At 66.0% G+C, this 22663-nt stretch carries 16 protein-coding genes; 8 read left to right on the forward strand and 8 right to left on the reverse strand.

Annotated features, from left to right (window positions below):
* Positions 1–140: 140 nt before the first annotated feature.
* On the forward strand, positions 141–1055 hold the full coding sequence (locus HGB41_RS17395; protein WP_171086722.1) for a helix-turn-helix domain-containing protein: 915 nt from the start codon (positions 141–143) through the stop codon (positions 1053–1055).
* Here HGB41_RS17395 and HGB41_RS17400 read toward each other — a convergent pair.
* The 3 genes from HGB41_RS17400 to HGB41_RS17410 form a co-directional block, all read right to left on the reverse strand.
* Entirely contained in the window at positions 1042–2355 is a 1314-nt protein-coding gene (locus HGB41_RS17400; protein WP_171086724.1) for an MFS transporter, read from the reverse strand. The genes HGB41_RS17395 and HGB41_RS17400 overlap by 14 nt on opposite strands.
* Positions 2352–4847 carry a family 20 glycosylhydrolase gene (locus tag HGB41_RS17405; RefSeq protein ID WP_171086726.1) on the reverse strand — a complete coding sequence of 832 codons (2496 nt, stop codon included), beginning with the start codon at positions 4845–4847 and terminating at the stop codon, positions 2352–2354. The genes HGB41_RS17400 and HGB41_RS17405 overlap by 4 nt, the downstream gene beginning before the upstream one ends.
* A gap of 62 nt (positions 4848–4909) precedes the next feature.
* Positions 4910–7555, reverse strand: coding sequence for a TonB-dependent receptor (locus tag HGB41_RS17410; RefSeq protein ID WP_171086728.1), 2646 nt, complete (start codon positions 7553–7555; stop codon positions 4910–4912).
* 401 nt (positions 7556–7956) lie between these two features.
* Here HGB41_RS17410 and HGB41_RS23595 point away from each other — a divergent pair, with 401 nt between their 5' ends.
* Entirely contained in the window at positions 7957–8601 is a 645-nt protein-coding gene (locus tag HGB41_RS23595; protein ID WP_229423091.1) for a choice-of-anchor J family PEP-CTERM protein, read from the forward strand.
* Between the two features lie 25 nt (positions 8602–8626).
* On the opposite strand, the gene HGB41_RS17420 is transcribed toward HGB41_RS23595, so the two are convergent.
* Complete coding sequence (locus tag HGB41_RS17420) at positions 8627–10009, reverse strand: HD-GYP domain-containing protein (RefSeq protein ID WP_229423092.1); 1383 nt, start codon at positions 10007–10009, stop codon at positions 8627–8629.
* A gap of 280 nt (positions 10010–10289) precedes the next feature.
* Here HGB41_RS17420 and HGB41_RS17425 point away from each other — a divergent pair, with 280 nt between their 5' ends.
* Entirely contained in the window at positions 10290–11876 is a 1587-nt protein-coding gene (locus tag HGB41_RS17425) for an FAD-dependent oxidoreductase (protein WP_171086730.1), read from the forward strand.
* Between the two features lie 98 nt (positions 11877–11974).
* On the opposite strand, the gene HGB41_RS17430 is transcribed toward HGB41_RS17425, so the two are convergent.
* Positions 11975–12787 carry a hypothetical protein gene (locus HGB41_RS17430; RefSeq protein WP_171086733.1) on the reverse strand — a complete coding sequence of 271 codons (813 nt, stop codon included), beginning with the start codon at positions 12785–12787 and terminating at the stop codon, positions 11975–11977.
* Positions 12788–12920: 133 nt separating this feature from the next.
* Entirely contained in the window at positions 12921–14072 is a 1152-nt protein-coding gene (locus HGB41_RS17435; RefSeq protein ID WP_171086735.1) for a serine hydrolase domain-containing protein, read from the reverse strand.
* A gap of 252 nt (positions 14073–14324) precedes the next feature.
* On the opposite strand from HGB41_RS17435, the gene HGB41_RS17440 reads away from it, so the two are divergent.
* Together HGB41_RS17440 and HGB41_RS17445 are read left to right on the forward strand one after the other, a co-directional pair.
* Positions 14325–15311 (forward strand): LLM class flavin-dependent oxidoreductase, encoded by a 987-nt coding sequence (locus HGB41_RS17440; protein ID WP_171086737.1) that lies wholly within the window; start codon positions 14325–14327, stop codon positions 15309–15311.
* A 146-nt stretch (positions 15312–15457) separates the two neighbouring features.
* The gene (locus HGB41_RS17445; RefSeq protein ID WP_171086738.1) at positions 15458–16528 is read left to right on the forward strand and encodes a serine hydrolase domain-containing protein; all 1071 of its coding nucleotides are present in this window, start codon (positions 15458–15460) and stop codon (positions 16526–16528) included.
* A 151-nt stretch (positions 16529–16679) separates the two neighbouring features.
* Here HGB41_RS17445 and HGB41_RS17450 read toward each other — a convergent pair whose 3' ends face one another.
* Both HGB41_RS17450 and HGB41_RS17455 read right to left on the reverse strand, forming a co-directional pair.
* Positions 16680–19451, reverse strand: coding sequence for a M16 family metallopeptidase (locus HGB41_RS17450; RefSeq protein ID WP_171086739.1), 2772 nt, complete (start codon positions 19449–19451; stop codon positions 16680–16682).
* 231 nt (positions 19452–19682) lie between these two features.
* Positions 19683–20762 carry a PQQ-dependent sugar dehydrogenase gene (locus HGB41_RS17455; protein WP_371868541.1) on the reverse strand — a complete coding sequence of 360 codons (1080 nt, stop codon included), beginning with the start codon at positions 20760–20762 and terminating at the stop codon, positions 19683–19685.
* Between the two features lie 234 nt (positions 20763–20996).
* Here HGB41_RS17455 and mepK point away from each other — a divergent pair, with 234 nt between their 5' ends.
* From mepK to HGB41_RS17470, 3 genes are read left to right on the forward strand one after another with little or no spacing between them, the layout of a single operon-like run.
* Positions 20997–21536, forward strand: a complete 540-nt coding sequence (mepK, locus tag HGB41_RS17460; protein WP_171086743.1) for a peptidoglycan L,D-endopeptidase MepK — start codon at positions 20997–20999, stop codon at positions 21534–21536.
* A gap of 4 nt (positions 21537–21540) precedes the next feature.
* Positions 21541–22338 carry a hypothetical protein gene (locus HGB41_RS17465; RefSeq protein WP_171086744.1) on the forward strand — a complete coding sequence of 266 codons (798 nt, stop codon included), beginning with the start codon at positions 21541–21543 and terminating at the stop codon, positions 22336–22338.
* Positions 22335–22637, forward strand: a complete 303-nt coding sequence (locus tag HGB41_RS17470; RefSeq protein ID WP_171086745.1) for a hypothetical protein — start codon at positions 22335–22337, stop codon at positions 22635–22637. The genes HGB41_RS17465 and HGB41_RS17470 overlap by 4 nt, the downstream gene beginning before the upstream one ends.
* The last annotated feature ends 26 nt before the right edge of the window (positions 22638–22663 follow it).

Genomic DNA, 22663 nt, shown 5'->3' on the forward strand with positions numbered 1-22663 from the left:
GCACCTGTTGTTCAATCGCCTCAACTATTTCGCCGCGACATCGCATTTGCCGCATAATCGCTGTATTAACAGCAACCTCGTCACGCGATGCCCTGCCGTCCATTCGTGTTCCTGTCGACCGCCAGCCTGGCCCTGGCCTCATGACCGCCAAGCTGCCGTCGCAAGTGTCACGCACTTCGCGTCTGTACGAAGTGATGGACCTGATGCTCGACTCGGTTGGCGATCCGCTGGGGCTTAGCGGCCTGGCCGCATCGGCCAGTTATTCGAGCTTCCACTTCGACCGCATCTTCCGCGAGCTGACCGGCTTTTCCGCCGTCGAATACCAGCGCAAGCGGCGCCTGCGCCGCGCCGCGCACCAGCTGCGCCACGAACCGGACGTGCCGATCGTGCGCATCGCGCAGGATTGCGGCTTTCCCTCGAACGCGGCCTTCGCCAAGGCCTTCAAGCAGCAGTTCGCGATGTCCGCCAAGGCCTGGCGCGAAGGCGGCTGGCGCGCCTACATGGACCAGCAGGTCGGGCGCGAGAGCGACGTCAGTTTCTTCGTGGCGGAGCCGGGTAACCTGGACGTGATCCTGGCGCCCTATTGCGCACCCGAACCCGGCACGGTCGCCGCGCGCATCGAGGTGCGCATGCTGCCGGCGGTGGCGCTGCGCTACCAGCGTTTCTTCGGCCAGTCGGGGGCGGCGCTGTCGATTGCCTGCCACACGGTCATCTGCGAGGGCGAACGCCTGCATGGCATCGCGCCCGGCGCGCCCTGGTATGGCGTGTTCGACGAAGACCCGGGTTTTACCGGCGAAGACGAATACTGCTACGACTTCGGCCATGCCGGCGGCGCCGCCGATGCGAGCCTGGGCATGCGGGTGCTGCCGGCCGGCGCCTACGCCTGCCTCGACTTCCGCCACGAGTGGCCGCGCTTTCGCTCGATGTACGAGGACTGGCTCGACCGCCAGGCCACCTGGCGCCTGGACAGCACGCGCCCGCACATCCAGCAGGTGGAGCGCGACTGCGCGGGCCAATGGCGCGGCTGGCTGGCGCTGCCGGTCAAGAAGCGCTGACGCCTTCCTTCCCATTTGCTTCGAGCCGCATGAAGCGGCTCAGCACCAGCACCGGCAGCGCGCACACCAGCACCCACAGGAAGAAATCGCGGTAACCCAGCAGGCGCTGGATGTCGCCGCTGACCATCTTCGACAGCACGAAGCCGAGCTGCATGAAGCCGGTGCCGAGCGCATAGTGCGCGGTCTGGTAAGGGCCGCTGGCTACCACCTGCATGATGAACAGGATCACGCCGACGAAACCGAAGCCGTAGCCGAACATCTCCAGGCCAAGTGCGGCCGCGATGATACCGAGCGATTCGGGTTGCGCCGTGCCCAGGTACCAGAACACGGCATTCGGCAAATTCATTGCCACGATCAGGAAGGGCATCGCGCGCCGCAGTCCCAGCAGCGCCGTGAAATAGCCGCCCGCGATGCTGCCGGCCAGGAAAGCCACCGTGCCTGCGGTGCCATACACGGCGCCCACTTGCGCCGTGCTCAGGCCGAGGCCACCGAGTTCACGCGCATCGCGCAGGAACAGCGGGCCGATGGTCTGGATCTGCCCTTCCCCGGCGCGGAATAAAATGATGAACAGGATCGCCATCCAGATGCCGGGCTTGGCGAAGAAGGCGCGGATCACGTCGAGCAGCGTACCGGCCGCGCCGCGCGCCCCGCCTTGCGGCCGCACCGCCGGCGCAGCGGCCGGCAGCGCCCACAGGTGGTACAGGCCTAGCCCCGCCATCAACATGCCGAGCAGCGCGAACACCAAGGCCCACGCCGGGCCGGGGCCCATGCGCTGTTCCAGGTGCCCGGCCAGCATCACCAGCCCGCCCAGCGACAGGAATTTGGCGGCATTGAAGAAGGCGCCCTGCCAGCCTGCATACGCGGCCTGCTGGCGCTCCGACAGGCTGGCGATATAGATGCCGTCGGCGGCGATGTCGTGCGTGGCCGAGGCCACCGCCACCACCGCGAACAAGGCGATCGACACCCCGAACCAGCCCGGCAGCTGGAGCGCCAGCGCCACCGCGCCCAGGGCCAGGCCGCCGGCCAGCTGGAAAGTCACCACCACGCCGCGCTTGCTGCGCGCCAGCTCCAGGAAGGGGCTCCACAAGGCCTTGAAAACCCAGGCCAGCCCGAGCACGCCGGTCCAGCGCGCGATCTGGTCGTTGGGCACGCCCATCGACTTGAACATCAGGCCCGCCACCAGCGCGACCGCATAGAAAGGCAGGCCCTGGGCCAGGTACAGGGTCGGCACCCAGGCCAGGGGATGGCGCTTTCGCGCTGGCGAAAGCGAGGCAGCGAGGAGCTCGTTCATGGCGGTCATGGCGTATCCACGCTCGGGGTCAGGTTGAGGGTGACTGTCCTGCTGCCGCGGCCGCGGGTGTCGAAGCTGGCCAGCTTCACCTGCTCCGCGCCGTAGACCGGCGCCGGCGCGTCGTAGCGCGTACTAGCTACGCAAGGTTCGCTGCCGTCGACAGTGTAATGCAACGCAAGTCCCGGCAAGGCGACGTTCGCATGCAGCACGCCGCCGCGCACGACCGCGCCGGGCGGCGGCAGCCGGTACTCCCAGGGCTGGCGCGCGCGGTCCAGGCGCGGCAACTCGCGCTGGCCGAGGCGGTTGGCAAATTCGTTCCAGTGGCGCAGCGCCCATGCCGCACGCTGGTCCGGTTCAGGCATATCCTGCCAGCCCGGATCCCGGGCCCAGGCCCGCTCGGCGAGGCCGATCAGCCTTGGCAGCGCCATGTAGTCGAGGCGTGCGCGGGTGCGCGCATTCTCGCCCCAGAGCTGGCCCTGCAAGCCTTTGATGCGGCGCCGGCCTTCGGCGTCGAGCGGCTGCAACGTGGCCAGCACCTGCGGATCGAGCGCCCTGCCCATCGCATCCGGGCCCGCCATCGCGCCGGCATCCAGCGGGCAGAAGCCGAAGGCATTGCGGCTGTCGACGAAGCCGGCCCAGTAGTAGCCCGGCTCCTGCGGATGCTTGGCGTGGGCCAGGTCGAAATAGAGGTTGGCGGCATTGGCCAGCACTACCTCGTAGCCGGCATTGGCAAGCAGGTAGGCGCAGTCTTCCTGTCCCCTACCCCAGGCATTGTTCCAGACATAGACCTGCAGGCCGGCGCCGGCAAAGCGCAGGTTGGGCTGCATGCGGCCATCCTGGTGCACCAGCGCAGTCTCGTCCCAGCCTGCGAAGGCCACGCCGTGGCGCGCCAGGATCGTGCGGCAGCGTTCGGTGAAATCGTCGTGCAGCTGCTGCACATCGGTCCAGCCCCGTTCCTGCATCAGCGCGCGGCAGCGCGGGGAGCCGAGCCAGGCGCCGCCTGGTACTTCGTCGCCGCCGGTGTGGATGGTCCGCAGCGGCACGCCGGCCTCGCGGAACAGCATGCAGACCTCGCCCACCACCGTCTCGATGAAGCGGTCCACCGAAGGCAGCGCGATGCAGATCACGTTGTCGTGCCACAGCTGCACCGATTCGTAGATCGAGGCGTCATCCGGATCGCTCAGCAGGAAGCGTGCGGCGCCCTCGGGATCGCCGGTAGCCAGTAGCCGCTGGTAGCGTTCGCGCATCGCCACCACGGCAGCGCGCGCATGGCCCGGCATGTTGAATTCGGGGATGACCTCGATGTGGCGCGCATGCGCATGGCGCAGGATGGTGACGAAGTCGGATGCGGTGTAGAAGCCGCTGCCTCCCTGTGCGTCGATGTCGGCGCCGGATCCGAAGGACGGCGGCAGGCAGGGGTGGCCATCCCGCGTTACGCCGCGCAACGCGCCGATGGCGGTCAGTTCCGGCAGCGCACCGATCGCCAGCCGCCAGCCTTCGTCGTCGGTGAGGTGGAAGTGGAAGCGGTTCAGTTTATAGCTGGCCATGCAGTCGAGCAGGCGCAGCACCGTGGTCAGGTCGGCGAAATGGCGCGCGACGTCGAGCATGATGCCGCGGTAGCCGAACCGCGGGGCATCGCGCACGCGTCCGATCGGCAGTTCGCCGTTCGGGCCAAGCAACTGGGCCAGGCTCTGGATGGCATTGAACACGCCGTGCGGGCTGGCGCCGCGGATGCGCACCCGGCCCGGCTCGATGTCGAGCAGGTAGGCTTCGAGCGGCGCGCCACCCTCCACATTCTCGACGGCGCCGACTTCCAGGACGAGGTCGGCCGAGCCACCGGGCACCAGTCCGGACAGGCTGCCCAGCATCGATGCCAGCAGCGAGGCTTCGTTCCACAGCGCGCCGTCGTAGCTGAGCGGCGCGTGGCGCGACAGCAGGCAGCGGCGGCCGTCGAACTGCGCCGACTGCGGACGCGGCGTGATGCGGCCGACCAGTGTCTCGGGCAGCCGGTAGAGCGCAGCATCCTGCTCGAAACGCCAGGCCGCATCGGCCGTCGGCAGCAGGTCGCCGCGCATGCGATGCCGCTGTTCCGGCCGCACGAATGGTGAGATCTCCGGGTCGCCGAGGTCGACCGGCGCGCCGCCGTCACCCGGCAGCAGGTAGAAGCCCAGTGGCGCATCGGTGATGCTGATCGCCCAATGCAGCGCTTCGTACTCCACCGTGTGGGATGCACCCGGCAGCCAAGCGCCGCCACCTGGCATGCTCAATGCGAACAAGTCGCCGTTGACGTGGGCGACCGCGTAGCCGGCACTGACGCTGTCGGCCAGCACCTTGCGGCAGGTGTTGAAACAGATTGTCCAGCCGTGCGCGATCGCATCGTTTGAATCGTTGCGCAGCCGCAGGCGCGCCGTAAACGCGTCGTCGTGCGTGAAATTGCTCAGGCATTCCCAGGCGATAGCGATCGCCGGGCGGCCCGTTGGCAGGTCGGTAGTCGGGGTCATGAATGTCTTCCGCAGCCGGCGGGCAGCCTGATATCCGGGCCACCCGCCGTGGTGGGGCTTGCTTACAGCTTGCCGCGGATGCCGACGTAGAAGGTGCGGCCGTTCGAATAGAACGCGCGCGGGCGGTCTTCGTTCTCGGCATACATCTTGATCGTCTCGTTGGTGAGGTTCAACGCATCGAAGGTGAGGGTCAGGCGCTCGGTCAGCTTGACGTTGAGCGAGGCTGCCAGCGAAGGCATGCTGTCCACGTGCTGGCTGGCGCCGCGGTCCACGCCGGCCTTGTACTTCGAGCGGTAGTTGTAGGCCAGGCGCGCCGAGAAGCGCTCGTTCTCGAAATAGCCGGTGACGTTCCAGGTGTTCTTCGAGGAGTTCAGCAGCTCGCCGCCGTCATCGAGTTCGCCGTCGGCGTGGGTGTAGTTCACCAGCGTGCCGAAGTTGCCCCACAAGGGCTGCTGCCAGCTCAGTTCCACCCCTTTGTTGGTGCCGGTCGTATTGAAGGGCGAGGTGATCTGGTAGACCGCCTGCGCACTGCGCTTGTTGTTGTAATAGGTACCCAGCGAGGTGCCCTGGGCCACGATCGAACGCAGGTCCATGTAGAAGAAGCCGGCCGACAGCAATGCCTTCGGCGCGTAATACCACTCCATCCCGAGGTCGAAATTGGTCGAGCGCACCGGCTCCAGGTTGACGTTGCCGCCGCTGCCGCTCAGGGCGTCGTCGTTGAGCGAGACCGAGCCGCCCAGCGCGCTGTAGTCCGGACGCGCAATGGTCTTGGCCAGCGCGCTGCGCAGCACCAGTTGCGGCGACACCTCGTATTTGATGTTCACGCTCGGCAGATAGTCGCGGTAGCTGCGTTTGAAGGTGGTCGGGGTGTAGGGGCCGAAGGCCGAACCCGTGACTGGATTCGGGCCGCCGGGCAGGTTGACCACCGTGGTCTGGCGCGTCTCGACCGCGCGCAGGCCGACGTTGCCGCTCCATTTGTCGCCGCCGATATCCGCCATCGCATACAGGGCCGCTGTCTTCTCGCCGACCTGGAATTCGTCCATCCAGTTATGCCGCAGCACGTAGTCGAGCAGGCGGTTGCCTGGCGCCGCGCCCCAGGCGCCAAGGGCCGCGCCGTCGTACTTGAAATAGTTCGACGACAGGTTGCCGCCAAGGTCGTTGGCGAAGTCCGACGGGTACATCTGGCCGTTCCAGGCCGGGCCGGGGGCGCTGAAACCGTTCGGGCCCGGACGGGTCTCGAGCGGGTGTTCGGCGGTGCGGTGGTGGTCGGTCCAGCGCGCGCCGAAGCGGATCGCCTGCAGGCTGGAATCGCGCACCCGCCATTCGCCGTCAAACTGGGCGTATTTTTCCTGGTCGACCGATTGCGCTTCGCCGCCGCCGGCCCAGGCGGTAGAGCCCGGCGAGGTCGTATTCCCGCCCGGGTAGCTGACCGAGGCCGGGGACAGGCCGTTCAGCGCATACACCATGCCGCCATCGACGTTGTTCTGGTAGAAGACGTCATCGCGGTCCCAGCCCACGCCATGGGTTTTACCGAGCTTGCCGGAAAGGGTGAGCTGGTCGCTGACGCGCATCTTGCCGTTGAAGTCGAGGTACCAGGACTCGCCGCCCGCATCCGGACGGTAGATGTTGTCGACCTCGCCCGCATTGCGGGTAAAGCCCGCCGCCACCAGCGTGTTGTTGCGCACCACCGGATTCGCCGGGATCAGGTTCAGGCTGTTGATCGAATTGGCCGGCGCCGCCAGCCAATTGGTGTTCAGGTGCGGCGCTTCCAGTTTCGAATAGAAGCCGTTCAGGTCGAGCGAGAGGCCGCGCACCGGGCGCACCTCGATGTCGAAGGCGCCGCCCGTGCGCTTCTTGGTCTGCTCGAACAGGCTGGCGCCAATAAAAGTAGGGATGGCGACGCCGGCCAGCGCAGGATTGGCAATCGCCGCTGCGCTGGTCGCGCTGATCGGCGTGTAGCCGAGGATCTCCTGGCCGTCGCGGCGAACCGTGGCTTTTTCCGAGAAAGCCTGCACCAGCACGCCCGCGGTGCTGGCCTCATTCTTCCAGCTCACCAGGCCGGACAGGTGTGGCTGCGCTTTATCCGACAGGTCGTTGTAGTTGGCCTGGACCGAGCCTTCCACCGTCAGCTGCTGGCGAAAGTCGAGCGGGCGGCGGGTGATGACGTTGATGGCCCCGGAGACGCCGCCTTCGACCAGGTCGGCGGTCGGGCTTTTCTGCACAACGATCGAGCCCACCAGCTCGGAGGGCAGCAGCGAGAAGCTGCTGGAGCGGCCGACGTTGCCGCCGATCTGGTTCAGCAAAAACCAGTCGCCGGTGCTGATCGCATGGCCATTGAACAGGGTCTGCTGCAGGCTCGGGCTGGTGCCGCGCAGGCTGACCCGGTCGTTCTCGCCGAAGCCGCCTTCGCCGCCGGCCGACGACTGGGTATTCACGCCCGGCAGGCGCTGGATCGCGTCGGCCACGTTCTTGTCCGGCATCTTGCCGATGTCTTCGGCCGTCACCACTTCGACGAAGGCATCGGCATTGCGCTTCTGGCGCAGCGACTGTTCGAGCGCGGCACGCACGCCGGTCACCACCACGGTCTGGGGTTCCACCGGCTCCTGGGCCGACTGGGCAGATGCCTGCGCGGCCATCCCCATGATGAATACCGCTACCCCTGCCGCAATCGCGGTGCGCTTGTACTGCCGTGCCGTCATCTCATTCATCTTGTCTCCCAAAACAGGTTGGTGATTCCGCGACCGGCGGAACGCTTAGTTCACTTCAGCCTTCGGCCGCGAATGCGGTGGACGTTCGGGCGTCTCTGGTGTGAAGGCATTGTGTCGTGATGTTTCGGGCCATGTTTGTCAAATCTTGCTATGCGGGCAGGAATTCGTGCAGCAGGCAGGCATGCCCGCGGCATATCCCACAATGCGCGCGCATGTCGAGAAATTTTACATAATTACAAGTCTTTCTTATAGGCACATGGTTATTTATTAGCAAAATCAATGGTTTATGGGAGTGGCACGTTACGTGCTTCTCTATGTTCATTCCAGCGTGTAGGCACTGCCTGCCGGCCGACTTTTCGGGTGCAACTGCCCCTTAGCAACTAACAACATGGAGGCGCTACATGATCAAGAAATTGCTCGTTGCCCTGACATTGGTATCGACGATGGGCCTCGCACAGGCGGCCGTCCTGCTGCAAGAAGATTTCAACGACGTCAGTGCGCTGCCGGGCCAGGGATGGGTGCTGGACAACCAGAGCATGCCGCCAGGACTTGCACCTGGCTGGGTGCAGGGCAATCCGCAAGTGTTCACCGCGCAGTCGGGTCCGGACGATTCGTATATCACGTCGGACTTCAACGTGGCAGCCGAGGGTGGCCTGGTCGACAACCGCCTGTTTACGCCGGTGTTCTCGCTGGTCAACGGCGCCACCGCCACCTTCTACCTGCGCAGCGCGAACTCGGGAGCGACCTTCGCCGACATCGTCATCTATGGCTATACCGAGGGCAGCACCGATCCGCTCGAATTCATCGCCGAGATGGTCGCGACCCCGCCAAACGAATGGACCATGTACACCATCACGATCGGTGCGCAGGCCGGCAATGGCCGTCTTGGATTCGTCCACAGGCAGCCGCAGCTGACCGCGGACTACGTCGGCCTGGACACGCTGCTGATCGAATCGAACCCACCGTCGCAGGTGCCGGAGCCCGCCAGCCTGATGATCTTCGGGCTCGGCCTGGCCGGCCTGTCGCTGGCGCGCCGCCGCCGCTAACCCGGGCGATCCAGCCGGATCGCCCTTACGCTGCGGCCTGCAGGGGCACGCGCGCCACCGCCGTCTTCAGCGCCTCGAAGCAGTCCTTGTCGAGCGCGCTGCCGACGGTTTTTTCCATCATGGCCAGGGCCTGCGGCACGGGAATCGCGCCGCGGTAGGGGCGCTCGGCCGTGATGGCGTCGAAGATGTCGGCGGTGGTGATGATGCGGGTCTCGATGCCGATCTCGTCGCCGCTCAGGCCGTGCGGGTAGCCGGTGCCGTCGAGGCGCTCATGATGCGCGCCCGCGATCTTCGCCAGTCCCGCAAACGCCTGGATCCTGCCGAGGATCGTCTCGGTATAGGCGGCGTGCTGCCTGACCGCATCCCATTCGTCGCGGTCGAGCGAGCCCGCCTTGTCCAGCACACTGTTGCTGACACCGAGCTTGCCGACGTCGTGCAGCAGCGCGCCGCGCTTGAGCCAGCGGCGCTGCTGCGCACCGAGTCCCAGTTGTTCCGCAATCAGGTCGGTGTACAGCGCCACCCGCGCGCTATGGCCGCTGGTGTAGGGGCTCTTGGCGTCGACCACCTGGCCGAAGGCGGTGGCGATGTCGTCGAGGTAGTCGTCGTCGAGCTGCACTTCGCGGCCCGCCGGTTCCAGCGCGAACACCGCCTGGTCGATACCTGGTGAGGCCAGCATGTCCCAGAAGGCCGGTGCGGCCGCCACCTGCTCGAAGGCCGCCACCAGGCGTGGGTCGAACCAGCTGCCGGCGCGGCTGCGCACTTCCTTCATCGCGCTGTCGCGTCCCGAGGAGATATTAAACACGTCGATCACCTGGGCCAGCAGCGCGATGCGCGCGTACACCGGGATGGCTTCGCCGGCCAGTCCGGCCGGCTTGCCCTTGCCATTGAAATGCTCGTCGAGCGAATAGATGCCGGCGGCGACGCCTTCGGAAAAGCGCAGCAGGCGCGCGATCTCCGCGCCGCGCTGGCAGCGGGTGGCGATCAGATCCTGTGCAATCGCCGGACCGTCGCGCAGGATCGTCATCACGCTGCGGAAGCGCTCCGCCAGGCCGGCCTTCAGCCCGGTATGGGTGAGGACAAAAGAGAGCACCTGCGGCAGGCTGTCGCCCACAAGCTTGAAGTCGCGCTTGAAGCCCAGGTCGTCGGTCAGGTACAGCTCGCAGATGCGGGCCGCGTTGCTGCTGCAGCCGAGGTCCTTGAGCAGCAGCGTGTAATACAGTTCCCACAGTTCTTCATCCGGCAGGCCGATGGCCTGGCCGACGTGCATGCCGATCCAGCAGCAGCGCACGCAATGGCCGTCGGGCTGGCCTTCGGTGATGTCGAGGGCGTAGCTCAGCGCACCGATGAGTTCAGATAGCTTCATGGCGCTGGGCGGGAAGGCCTGTACCGGGCCGGTAGCGTTATCCATCGCGGTAGTTCCTGTGAGTAATATCAGTTAATTCTACGCCACAACTTCCTCGCTAAACCATCCCGTCATCAATTTCAACAATACTGGTGCAAGCCTGCCACAAACCGCCGGCCAGGCACGCGCTGCTGGCCCGCGCATCGTGCCACGCAGCCTGCCGGGATCGTGCTACGGGCTTTCTGGGCGCCCGGTAGACTGTGCCCAGGACTCATCGGCCGCCAGCGCGGCCTGTTATGCCTTCCCGCGCGCCGGCGCCCGGCGCCTGCACAGAAAGGATGACGATATGCCTGCTTCGACCAATGGCGCTTCGATCTCGGTATGGCTGGACACCGCCGACCTGCCCTCCTACCCTCCCTTGCCGGGTGAATTCGATACCGAGGTCTGCATCATCGGCGCCGGCATCGCCGGCTTGACCACCGCCTACCTGTTGGCGAGGGAAGGACGCAGCGTGGCAGTCATCGACGCGCTCGGCATCGGCGCCGGCGAGACCGGCCGCACCACGGCCCACCTGTTCCCGCCCGACGAGTGGTACGCCACCATCGAGGACAAGTTCGGCGCCGGCAATGCACGGCTGGTGGCCGACGGCCATGCCCGCGCGATCACCCTGGTGGAGTCCATTGCGGCCGAAGAAAACATCGACTGCGCATTCGAACGCGTCGATGGCTACCTGTACACCCTGCCAGGCGACGGCCTGCGCGACCTCGAGAAGGAATACAACTCCGCCAAGCGCGCCGGCGTGGCGGTCGAGCTGCTACCGGACGTGCCCGGCCTGCCCTTCGATTCCGGGCCCGCCGTGCGCTACATGCGCCAGGCCCAGTTCCATCCGCTGAAATACCTGGCCGGCCTGGCGCGCGCCATCGAGCGCCTTGGCGGCAGCATCTTCGGCGCCACCCACGCGCACCGGGTGCGCGGCGACCAGCAGCAGCAAACCGTGACCACCGACCGTGGCGACATCCGCGCCCGCGCCGTGGTGCTGGCCACGCACACGCCCTTCAACGACCGCGTGGTGATGCATACCAAGCAGGCCGGCTACCGCACCTATGTGGTGGGCCTGCAGGTGCCGCGCGGCGCGCTGCCGCGCATCCTGCTGTGGGACACGGGCGACCCTTACTATTACGTGCGCCTCGAATCGCCCGAGGGGGCGGACCACGACATCCTGGTGGTCGGGGGCGCCGACCACAAGACCGGGCAGGACGACCATCCCGAACACCGCTACGACGAGATCGAGCGCTGGGCACGTGCGCATTTTCCCCAGGCGCAGGCGGTGGCCTACCGCTGGTCGGGCGAGGTGATGGAACCGTCCGACGGCCTGCCCTACCTCGGCCGCAACCCGATGGACGACGACAACGTGTACCTGATTACCGGCGATTCGGGCAATGGCATGACCCATTGCACCATTGGCGCCATGCTCATTACCGACCTGATTGGCGGCCGCGAGAATCCATGGCAGGCGCTGTACGACCCGTCGCGCAAGCCGGTGCACGGGCTGGCCGATTTCGCTTCCGAGCAGGCCAATACCCTGGCGCGCTATGGCGAATGGCTGACCGGGGGCGATGTCGATTCGGTACAGGAGATCGCCGCCGGCGAAGGCGCGGTGGTGCGCGACGGCCTGCGCAAGATCGCGGTCTACCGCGACGCCCAGGGCGGCCTGCACGCGGTATCGGCCAAATGCAGCCATCTCGGCTGCGCCGTGCACTGGAATTCGGCCGAGCGCTCATGGGATTGCCCCTGCCACGCCTCGCGCTTCGACATCGAGGGCAAGGTGCTGCACGGGCCGGCGCCTGAACCGCTGGAAAAAATCGAACTGCAGGATGGCGACCCGCCCCCGCGCTCGCCGCGTGCAGGCATGCGCGGACGCAACGCGCGCTGACGACCCATCGCGACAGGTGTATACGACAACACCAGCCCGCAGGCTGGTGTTGAACGCGGCCACAGGCCGCGCTGGGGGAGACCAGGAAGGAACCCGGATCAGTAGCCGCGGCCGGTGCCGCCGGTGGTTGGTGGGGGCGTGCCGGTTGTGCCGGTTGTGCCGGTCGTGCCGGTCGTGCCGGTGGTGCCGCTGGTACCAGTTGTTCCAGTCGTACCAGTGGCGCCCGAGGTCCCGGTGGTGCCGGTCGTACCCGAGGTGCCGCTGGCGCCGGTGCCCGTGCCAGTCGTGCCCGTGGTACCACTACGTCCGGTGGCATCCATCGTGCCGGTGGCGCCGGTGGCGCCAGTGGTCCCGGTGGTGCCCATGGAGCCGCTGGTGCCAGTCGTACCACTCGCGCCGCTGGTACCCATCGAGCCCGACGAGCCACTGGTGCCCGACGAACCGCTGGTGCCTGAACGGCTTGGCGGCTCGCTCGATGCGCCGGTGCTGGTGCGGCCGGCCTCGCCACCCGAGCTGCCCGAGTCAAGCTGGCCGCTGGAACCGGTGGCGCCCATGGCGCCGGTGCTGCCGCTCGAAGTGGCCGAACCGCCGGTATCACCGGTTGCGGTGGCGCCGGTCATGCTCTCCGTACTGGTGGAACCGCTGGTACCGCTGGTGCCGCTCGCCGTGCTGTGATGCTTGCCCTTCTTGCTGTGTTTCTTGTCCTGTTTCTGCGAGCTGCCCGTGGCGCTGGCCGAGGAGCTGCCACTGCTTTGATCGTTCATGCTGCCGCTGTGGCTGGTACCTGTGGTAGCAGCGCTGCCGGACTGCCCGGCAGTACTGCCCGATTGCGCATGGACGGTCGTGGCGCCAAACATGGCAGCGGCAACGGACGCACCCAGCAGGCCTTTCAGTAGCTTGTTCATCTTCATGTCGATCTCCTAGAATTTGTCTTCGGGGCGAAATACTCAACAATATCAATGAGATATTGCATAGGGGTCGAAGTGTAGGGATGCCAGGCAGAGGCAGGCGCACGGTAGCCTGCTGGAAAAATAAGCAGGGCGGTCAATCCCGCGTTGCCGCTATGGCAGGGACTGCCACATGCGCGGCCTGCGCCGACAACGTGCCGAGCTGGGTGTACAGCGCCAGCACATTGCTTTTATCGTCCGGATAGACGCGATTCGACAGGAAGACATAGAAGCTGCGCGACTGCGGATCGACCCACAGGATGCAACCGGTGAAACCGGTATGCCCGTAGGAGCCGACCGGGAACAGCGCGCCGCGCGGGCGTTGTGCGTAGGGCGAATCGATGTCCATGCCCATCCCGCGCAAGACCAGGCCCGGCGGCGACTGCACGGTGGTCAGCAGGCGCACGCTCTCCTTGCCGAGCACGCGCACGCCGTCGAGTTTTCCCTCGCCGAGCAGCATGCGGGCAAAGCGCGCCACGTCGTGCGCAGTGGAGAACACGCCGGCGGAACCGGCTACGCCACCCATGCGCCGCACGGTCGGGTCGTGCACGGCGCCCTGCAGCAACTGGCCCGGCGCCAGGTCGCCATGCAGCGCCGCGTCACCGTCGAGGCGCGCGCGCTGGGTCGGCGCAATCCGCTGCACGGGCATGCGCGCCAGCGGCAGATAGCCGGTGTCAAGCATGCCCAGCGGCGTAAAGATGCGCTGCCGGGCAAACTGGTCCAGCGGCATGCCGGCGACGCGTCCCACCAGCTGGCCCAGCAGGATGTAATTGATGTCCGAATAGCGGAAGAAGCTGCCCGGCGCATGCGTGACGGCCTGCGCGCAAGCCAGCGCCTGCGCCGCCGCGCTTCCCTGCCAGGCCGGCCGGGCCGGCAAGCCCGCCGGCAGCCCGGAAGAATGCGTCAGCAGGTGGCGCACGGTGATGGCGTCCTTGCCGCCGTTGGCGCACTCGGGAAAATAGCGCACCAGCGGCGCGTCGAGATCGAGCTTGCCGTCTTCGGCCAGGATCAGCACCGAGGGCGCGGTCGACAACACCTTGCTCAGGGACGCCGCATCGAACACCGTCTCCGGGGTCACCGGCGCCGCATCGGGCTCGTAGGTATGGCGGCCGAAACCCTTCTCGTACACCGCGTGCCCGCGTTCGAGATGGAAGACAGCGCCCGGCAACTTGCGTGCGCCGATGTGGTCGAGGATGGCGCGGTCGAGCTCCGCCAGCCGCGCCGCGTCGAACTGGCGATCAACGCGCATCGCGGCCCTCTCCGTACCCGGCATCTGCGCGCAGCCAGTCGCGAACAGGGCTGCGCAGAAGGTGGCAAGGATGGTCGTGCGGCGGCATGGCGTACGCGGAAATCGGGACATGGGCAGGCAGGGAGTGGACGGGTTTCGCGACCGATCATAAGGACGCGCCCGCCGCAGGTCAATCTTTACAGAACACCAAGTAAGCACAAGCGTCCTGGGCCATCGCGCACGCGAAAAACCGCATCGGCGTATCATCAACGGATGATTCCATTCTCGATACTCGACCTCTCCCCCATCGCAGAAGGCAGCGATGCGGCAACATCTTTCCACCGTTCACTAGACCTCGCCCAACACGGCGAGCGCTTGGGCTATCACCGTTTCTGGCTGGCCGAACACCACGGCATGCCGGGCATCGCCAGTGCCGCCACCGCCGTGCTGATCGGGCATGTCGCGGCCGGCACCTCGACCATCCGGGTCGGCGCCGGCGGCATCATGCTGCCCAACCATTCGCCGCTCGTGATCGCCGAACAATTCGGCACCCTCGAGTCGCTGTTCCCGGGACGTATCGACCTGGGCCTGGGCCGCGCGCCGGGTTCCGACCACGTCACCGCGCGCGCCCTGCGCCGCAACCTGGAATCAAGCGCCGACGAATTCCCGCAGGACGTCGTTGAGCTGATGGATTATTTCGCCGGCTCGCCGCGCCGGCCGGTAGCCGCAGTACCGGGTGCAGGGCTGGACGTGCCGGTCTGGATCCTCGGGTCCAGCCTGTTCGGCGCCCAACTGGCGGCTGCACTCGGCCTGCCGTATGCGTTTGCCTCGCATTTCGCACCGCAGATGATGATGCAGGCGATCGAGATCTACCGCTCGACCTTCCGCCCGTCGGCCCAGCTCGAGAAGCCGTACGTGATGCTCGGCTTCAACGTGTTCGCCGCCGATACCGATGCCGAAGCCCACGTACTGGCGACCTCGATGCAGCAGGCCTTCGTAAACCTGCGCAGCGGCCGCCCGAGCAAGCTGCAGCCGCCGGTGCCGGGCTATCTGGAGAGCCTCGGCACGGCCGAGCGCATGATGCTGGACAGCGTGCTCTCCTGCACCGCGATCGGGGCGCCGGAAGCCGTGGAAGCCCAGCTGCGCGCCTTTATCGAGCGCACCAAGCCCGACGAGCTGATGATCACCTCGCAGGTGTTCGACCATGCGGCACGCCTGCGCGCCTACGAGATCACCGCCGACATCCAGCGCAAGGGCTGAAGCCGCACCTGCGCCACACCTGCAGGGGCGGCGCGCCGTCCCGTCCCTGCTCGCTCCCTCAGTCCTCCCGCGCACGCCTGCCGCACCGTCCGCCATGTCCGGAAACCGGCGGCTACAATGCCCTGATGTACTTACCTGGAGCACCCATGCATATCCGCTTTTCCCTGTTCGCGCCTGCCGCGTTCGCCGTCGCCCTCTCCACCCTGTCAGGCTGCGCCCTGGTTGCCAAAGTCACCACCGAACCCCTGGTCGAACGCCACTTGCCGAAGGATTACAGCGGCGTGGCCGCGGTGCGCAAGGACGCCCGCTCGACGCTGGTGATGCGCGCCAGCGGCCTGGCCCTGCGCGAGGAAGCGCAGGCCAATACCAAGGACACTCGCTTCATGATCGGCTCGATGACCAAGTGGATCAGCGCCGTCACCGTGCTGCGCCTGGCCGACATGGGCAAGCTCGACCTCGATGCACCAATCGCGCGCCACATGCCGGAACTGCCGGCCGCGAATGGCGCGGTGACGCTGCGCCAGCTGATGTCGAACCGCAGCGGCATCCCGAACGGCCTGTCGGAAGCGCTGAAAAAGGACAAGTCGATCGAGAACCTCGAGATCGGCCCGGTGGAAGCCGCCCTGCGTTTCGGCGCCGGCACGGCAGTCGCTCCGGGCGACGGCTACGATTATTCGGTGACGAACTGGATACTGGTCGCAGCCGTGGTCGAGCGCGCGACCAGGGAGCCGTTCACGGAAACGGTGGAGGAACTGGTGCTGGCCCCGGCCGGCGTGCGCGACACCAGCTTCGGCGCCACCGGCTACGAGGATGCCGTCGGCATGGCCGTGGCCTACACCGCCGCCGGCGGACGTAAGGTCCCGACCGCGCCGCCGATGGTGGCCGCCAGCGGCACCCTGTACAGCACCGCGCGCGACCTGGTGGCGATTGCCGACACGGTGTATTTCACCAAGCTGCTGTCCGATAAATCACGGCGCGAGCTGTCCACCGTGCAGGCAGCGTCCGAAGACTATGCGCTGGGCGGCCGCGTGAAAACCGTCACCACGAAAAAAGGCGCCCGTTCCCTGGCGTGGGAAACGGGCGCCTTTGGCGGCTACAAAACCTTGCTGGCCTATGATCCAGCCGATGGGCGGGCGGTGGTGCTGCTCAATAACACCGACATGCCGCAGCCGGAGCAGGCGAAGATTGCGACGGCGCTGTTTCAAGCGCTCGATTAAGCGTAGGGTGGCCGGCTTTGCCGGCCGCGCGTTCAAATCCATGTAGAGCAGACGAGACGACTGATCATAGGCTGGTTGAACGCGCGGGCGTAAAACAGTCCACTGGACTGTTTTACCCTGCCCACCCTACGAGATCCGGATTACGCCAGTCTTACTTCACCGGATTCCCATCTACATCGATCTTGCGCACTTCCCCGATGTTCAGCGCACGGATGCCCGATTCGATCTTGCTCAGGTCACCCACCACGACCCACACCAGGCGGTCCGGCGTGAAGCTGCGGGCGGCCAGTGCATTGGCCTGCTGCGGCGTGAGCGACAGCGCCTTCTCGGTGAAGGTGTTGTAGTAGTCGTCACCCAGGCCGTACTGGACGATGTTGGTGTAGGCGTTGGTCAGCTGGCCGGCGGTCTCGAAGCTGCCCGGCAGTCCCAGCGTGTTGTTGTCCAGCGCGCCCTTCAGCTCCTCGGCCGTGATCGGCTTGCCGCCGGCGATGTTGCGGTACTCGCTCACGAGTTCCTGCATCGCTTCGCGGGTCTTGTCGGTCTGCACCGGCGAGACGCTCATGAACGGACGCTGGCCGATGGCCGGCGACAGCTGGCTCGACACGCCATATGACCAGTGCTTGTCTTCACGCAGGTTCATGTTGATACGCGAGCTGAAGGTGCCGCCGAAGACGTCGTTGACGATTTCCAGTGGCAGCGCTTCCGGGCTGTTGCGCGGCGGGGCCAGCTGGGCGCCGACGATCACGCTTTGCAGCGCGCCCGGACGGTCCACCAGGTAGACCACGCTCTTTTCCTTCGGCGCCACGTTGGCCAGCACCTTCTTCGGCACCTCGCCGGCTTTCCAACCGGCGAACGACTTCTCGAGCAGCGGCTTGATCTCGGCCAGCGTGGTGTCGCCCACTACCAGCAGGGTCGCGTTGTTCGGTTTGAACCAGGTGGCGTGGTAATTCGCCAGGTCGTCGCGGGTCATGCGCTTGACCGCTTCCTCCGTGCCGGTGCCGGTGAACGGACGCGCATACACGTGGTCCTTGCCGTACAACAGGTTCGGCAGCACGCGTAGCGCCATCAGCTGCGGCACGGTCTTCTCGCGCTGGATCGCGGCCAGGCGGTCTTTCTGCAGACGGGTGAATTCGTTCTGCGGGAAGGCCGGGTTCAACACCAGGTCCGAGTACACGGCGAGCGACTGCGGCAGCGTGGCCTTGAGCGTGTTCATGGTCACGAAGGCGCTGTCGAGGTTGGTGCCGGCGCCGAACTGCGCGCCCAGGCCCGCGAACTCTTCGCCGATTTCCAGCGACTTGCGGGTCTTGGTGCCTTCTTCGAGCATGCGCAGCGCCAGGCTGGCGACGCCCGGCTTATCAAACGCGTCGGATGCGTAGCCGCTGTCCACCAGCAGCTGGAAGTTCACCACCGGTGCATCGTGGCGCTCCGCCAGCACGACCTTCAGGCCGTTCGACAGGGTCATCTTCTGCATGTCCGGCAGCTTGAGCGACATCGGCTTGCCGAGTGCCGGTTCCTTGCTGCGGTCCGCTGCGGCACCGGCCACCAGGGTGGTCGGGTAAGGGTCGACCTGCAGCACGAAATCGCCGTCGCTGAGCCAGTCGTTCATGGCCTTTTTCACGCTGGCCGGGGTCGCCGCCTTGATGCGCTCCAGGTAGACCTTGTAGCAGTCCGGATTGCCCGTGTAGGTCGTGCACGAGGCCAGCAAATCGCTCTTGCCGCCGAAGCCGCCGACGCGCTCGATCATGCGGGTGTACTGGGCCAGGATGGTGGTCTTGGCCAGGCGCAGTTCGGCATCCGTCGGGCCGTTCTTCATCAGCGCGCGCAGTTCTTCGTCCGCCACGCGCTCCATCTTGGCCACGTCGGCGCCCGGACGCGCGGTCAAGGTCAGGTCGAACTGGCCGCCGATTTCCGCGGCGTCGTCGCTCGCGGTCGCGCTGGTGGCCAGCTGGTCCTTGTACACCAGGCGCTTGTACAGGCGCGAGGTCTTGCCGCCGCCCAGCACCAGGGCTGCCAGGTCGAGCTGTGCTTCTTCCGGCGTGTGTGCGCCCGGGACGTTCCACGTGCGGTAGATGCGCGATTGCGGCACGCGGTCCTGTACCGTGGTGCGGTGGCTGCCGGTGCGCTTGGCGATCCAGGCTTCATGCTTGGCCAGTGGCGGGCCCGGAGGAATGTGGCCGTAATACTGCTCGACCTTCTGGCGCGCCACTTCCGGCGTGATGTCGCCGGACAGCACCAGCACCGTGTTGTTCGGGCCGTAGTTGGTCTTGAACCAGTCCTGCACGTCCGTCATCGAGGCGGCGTCCAGGTCTTCCATCTTGCCGATCACGGTCCAGGAATACGGGTGGCCGACCGGGTAGGTATTGTTCACCAGCAGCTCGTAGGCCACGCCATATGGCTGGTTCTCGCGCTGGCGCTTTTCGTTCTGCACGACGCCGCGCTGCAGGTCGAGCTTTTTCTTGTCCACGGTGCCGAGCAGGTGGCCCATGCGGTCGCTCTCGGCGAACAGCGCATAGTCCAGCATCGAGGTCGGCACGTTCTGGAAATAATTGGTGCGGTCCTGGTTGGTGGTGCCGTTCAGGTCCGTCGCGCCGATGCCTTCCATCGCGTTCAGGTAGGTCTTCTTGAAGTTGTCGCTGCCGCTGAACATCAGGTGTTCGAACAGGTGGGCGAAACCGGTCTTGCCGACCTTCTCGTTCTTCGAGCCGACGTGGTACCAGGTGTTGACCGCGACCACCGGGGTCTTGTGGTCTTCGTGAACCAGCACCGTGAGGCCGTTCTTGAGGACGAACTTGGTGTAGGGGACGTTGGGGATCGGGATATCAGGCATGGTGGCCTGTTTGGCCGGCGCCGCGTGCGCCGCGGAGATGCTGGTAGCCAGCGCCAGCGCTGCGGCCAGCTTGAGATTGCGAACGGATACTGCCATGCTGCTCCTCCTGTGGATCATCCGGGCCGGATGGAAAGAGCATTCTAGGCAGCTTTTCTCATTGCAACAATGTCAGGTGCATGGATCGGTCGAAATCCATTTACATCGTATCGGTTTGGCGGTTCTCGTAGGGTGGACGGCTATGCCGCCCGCGCGTTCAACCACCGCATGAAATCACGGCGCGTCTTGATTGACGTGATTTGAACGCGCGGGCGGGAGGACCCGCCCACCCTACCGCGGAACGATCCTCAACAGGCTGCCCTTGGTCTCATCCGTCAGCGCATACAAATGCCCGTCCGGCCCCTGGCGCACGTCGCGCACACGCTTGCCGATGGCGAGCTTTTCCTGGCGGACCACCTTGCCCTGGGCATCCAGCGCCACGCGGCGGATGTCCTCGCCGGCCAGGCTGCCGCTGAACAGGCTGCCGCGCCAGGCCGGGAAGGCCTTGCCGGTGTAGAAGGCCAGGCCGGATGGCGCCGGCGACGGCGACCACACGACGATCGGCTGCACCATGCCCGGCACGGCCTTGGTGCCGACCGGCTCGCGGCTGCTGTAGTCGAGGCCATAGCTCTGCAGCGGCCAGCCGTAGTTCTTGCCGCCTTCGACCAGGTTGATCTCGTCGCCGCCGCGCGGGCCATGTTCGCTGGCCCAGACGCGGCCGCTCTGCGGGTCGACCGCCATGCCCTGGATGTTGCGGTGCCCGATGCTCCACAGTTCCGGCAGCGCGCCCTGCTGGCCGGCCAGCGGATTGCCCGAGGCCGGTTTGCCGTCGGCTGTCAGGTGCAGCACCGCACCGTTGTGGCTGCCAAGGTTCTGGGCCTGGTCGCGCGCCAGCATGTTGCCCACACGCTGGGGAGGATTGCCGCCGTCGCCAATGCTCATCAACAGCGTCCCATCCTTCATGAACAGGATGCGCGAACCGAAGTGCTGGCCGCCGCTCTTCGAGGGCGAGGCAGTGAAAATCGTCTTCACGCCATGCACGCGCTTGCCATCGAAGATGCCCTGCACCAGCACCGTACGGTTCTCGTCCTGGGTGCCACTGGCCATCGTCATGTAGACGCGAGGATTGGGGCCTTTGTCGCCCGGGTGCACGGCGATGTCGAGCAGGCCGCCCTGGCCGCCGGTGAACAGCGCCGGTAAGCCTTCGATGGCGACCTCGTCGAAGCGCTTGCCGTTCAGCAGGTGCAGCGTGCCCTTCTTGCCGGTGACCAGCATGCGGCCGTCCGCCAGCCAGGCCATGCCCCAGGGTTGCGGCAGGTCGCCGGCAACGGTCTCGGCACGCCAGCCCTTGGCTGCGGGCGGCTCGTCCACGGGCGTGATTGCCTGCGCCGAGGCATGTCCGGCTAGCGCAGTGAGCAAGGTGGCAACGGAAATTAGAACCTTTGTCGGCATTCGTTGATAACTCGTCATCAAAAATCTCCCAAAATTGGTGAAAACACCATAATCGTAGCTTAAATGCCGCATTTCCCTAGCTTTTATCGGCGCATTTAACAAAATTGACGTAGAATTGACCTTTGAGCGCAATCACCATAAGGATTCAATCCGATGATGCCACGCCGAGCTTTCCTGAAGTCCTCCCTCATCCTGGCAGCACCAGCCCTTAGCATCCCAGCATTTGCCAAGACAGCACAAGCCGCCCCAGGCGAGCGGACCCTGCGCCTGTACAACACGCACACCGGCGAAAAGTTGAGCACCGTGTTCTGGGCTGAAGGCGAGTTCATTCCGGATGCGATGAAGGACATCAACAAGGTGCTGCGCGACCATCGCAGCAACAAGGTCGCCGAGATGGACCCGGAACTGATGCTGCTCCTGACTGCCGTGAATGCGAAGATGGGCAACAACAAGGAACTGCACATCATTTCGGGCTACCGTTCGCCGGAGTCGAACGCCAAGCTGCATTCCGCCAGCGGTGGCGTGGCCAAGCGCAGCCTGCACATGGAAGCCAAGGCGATCGATATCCGTATCCCGGGCAAGGACCTGAAGATGCTGCAGCGTGCGGCACTGTCGATCGGGGGCGGCGGCGTCGGCTACTACCCCGACTCGCAGTTCGTCCACATGGACACCGGCCGCGTTCGTTCCTGGTAGGGTCATGGCGCGGCGATTTTCCCGCGTCTTCCATGGGCTGGCCTTCTTGGCCGGCCTCGCTGATTTTCCTGCGCAGGCCGCCGGGCAAGCCGCCACCGTCACGGTGCAATCCACCCGTGATCCGGTCGATAAATCCTACAGAAAAATGATCAAGGGCATGGAGCGCTTCGAGCGCGAGCATGCCCTGGCTCCCAGCGCGCCGCTGCGTTTCCAGCTGCTGCCGCGCCTGCCGACCGTGAACATGAGCGGCATCACCCTGCGCGTGGCCGGCGACAGCACCAGCATTCCGGTGGCGGTCGCTGCCGACAACAGCTTCGTCCTGCCGCGCAATGAGGCGGCGCTGCGCGAAGACGCCGCCGTGCTCGCCAACCGCAAGACCACCAGCATGACCTGGCGCGCCCAGATCATTACGCCCGGCCTGCCCGCCGGCACCCGGCGCCTGGGCGACATGCGCCTGGAATGCCGGGTCGGCGTCGAGGCCGGCCTGGTGTCCAACAGTTCTCCCCTGTTCGCCTGGGTCACCAACGCGCTGAGCTCGCCTGACCAGGTTTGCGGCAGCCCCGATGGCAATTACCTGTTCTTCGCCGACCGCCCGGTCTTTGCGGTCACCCTGCGCGCGGGCGAGCGCGTCGAGACCCTGCCTTTCAAGATGATGTATGCGGGCGGCGAGCAGACCAGGGCCGACCTGCAATACTGCGACTGCCAGGTCATGCTCGACCGCACTTTCTATGCGCCGATCTGGGATGCGTCCTGGCCGAACGATACGCTGGTCGAGTTCACCTACATGGAGGATGCGCCATGAAGTTGCCAACCTCCGTCCTGGGCGCCATCCTGCTCGCCGCTTGCGCCAGTTCGCCCGTGCCGCCCGGCACGCAAGCCTCGAGCGAACGGTTGCAGCAAACTATCGTTCCCGGCACGACGACCAAGGCGCAGTTGCTTGCGGCCCTGGGGCCGACGAAAAGCGTGGTCTTCGATAGCGGCTATGAGACCTGGGTGTACCAGGCGCCCGCGGGCGGCGGACGCTTCGCCGAATATGTCGTGCTCATCAATCCTTCTGGGGTGGTCACCAAGACCCGCACACGGGCGCCCGCCCTGCCCTGACCGATCTCTTCCGTAGTAGAGTTGGG

The organism is Telluria aromaticivorans, assembly GCF_013003915.1.
GTDB classification, from domain to species: domain Bacteria; phylum Pseudomonadota; class Gammaproteobacteria; order Burkholderiales; family Burkholderiaceae_D; genus Telluria; species Telluria aromaticivorans.

Excerpts from the sequence above, each read along its gene's own strand:
- HGB41_RS17430 (WP_171086733.1), bottom strand. The coding sequence starts at position 12,787 with ATGAAGATGAACAAGCTACTGAAAGGCCTGCTGGGTGCGTCCGTTGCC.
- HGB41_RS17395 (WP_171086722.1), top strand. The coding sequence starts at position 141 with ATGACCGCCAAGCTGCCGTCGCAAGTGTCACGCACTTCGCGTCTGTAC.
- HGB41_RS17470 (WP_171086745.1), top strand. The coding sequence starts at position 22,335 with ATGAAGTTGCCAACCTCCGTCCTGGGCGCCATCCTGCTCGCCGCTTGC.
- HGB41_RS17445 (WP_171086738.1), top strand. The coding sequence starts at position 15,458 with ATGCATATCCGCTTTTCCCTGTTCGCGCCTGCCGCGTTCGCCGTCGCC.
- mepK (WP_171086743.1), top strand. The coding sequence starts at position 20,997 with ATGATGCCACGCCGAGCTTTCCTGAAGTCCTCCCTCATCCTGGCAGCA.
- HGB41_RS17400 (WP_171086724.1), bottom strand. The coding sequence starts at position 2,355 with ATGACCGCCATGAACGAGCTCCTCGCTGCCTCGCTTTCGCCAGCGCGA.
- HGB41_RS17435 (WP_171086735.1), bottom strand. The coding sequence starts at position 14,072 with ATGCGCGTTGATCGCCAGTTCGACGCGGCGCGGCTGGCGGAGCTCGAC.
- HGB41_RS17405 (WP_171086726.1), bottom strand. The coding sequence starts at position 4,847 with ATGACCCCGACTACCGACCTGCCAACGGGCCGCCCGGCGATCGCTATC.
- HGB41_RS17425 (WP_171086730.1), top strand. The coding sequence starts at position 10,290 with ATGCCTGCTTCGACCAATGGCGCTTCGATCTCGGTATGGCTGGACACC.
- HGB41_RS23595 (WP_229423091.1), top strand. The coding sequence starts at position 7,957 with ATGATCAAGAAATTGCTCGTTGCCCTGACATTGGTATCGACGATGGGC.
- HGB41_RS17440 (WP_171086737.1), top strand. The coding sequence starts at position 14,325 with ATGATTCCATTCTCGATACTCGACCTCTCCCCCATCGCAGAAGGCAGC.
- HGB41_RS17420 (WP_229423092.1), bottom strand. The coding sequence starts at position 10,009 with ATGGATAACGCTACCGGCCCGGTACAGGCCTTCCCGCCCAGCGCCATG.
- HGB41_RS17450 (WP_171086739.1), bottom strand. The coding sequence starts at position 19,451 with ATGGCAGTATCCGTTCGCAATCTCAAGCTGGCCGCAGCGCTGGCGCTG.
- HGB41_RS17465 (WP_171086744.1), top strand. The coding sequence starts at position 21,541 with ATGGCGCGGCGATTTTCCCGCGTCTTCCATGGGCTGGCCTTCTTGGCC.
- HGB41_RS17410 (WP_171086728.1), bottom strand. The coding sequence starts at position 7,555 with ATGAATGAGATGACGGCACGGCAGTACAAGCGCACCGCGATTGCGGCA.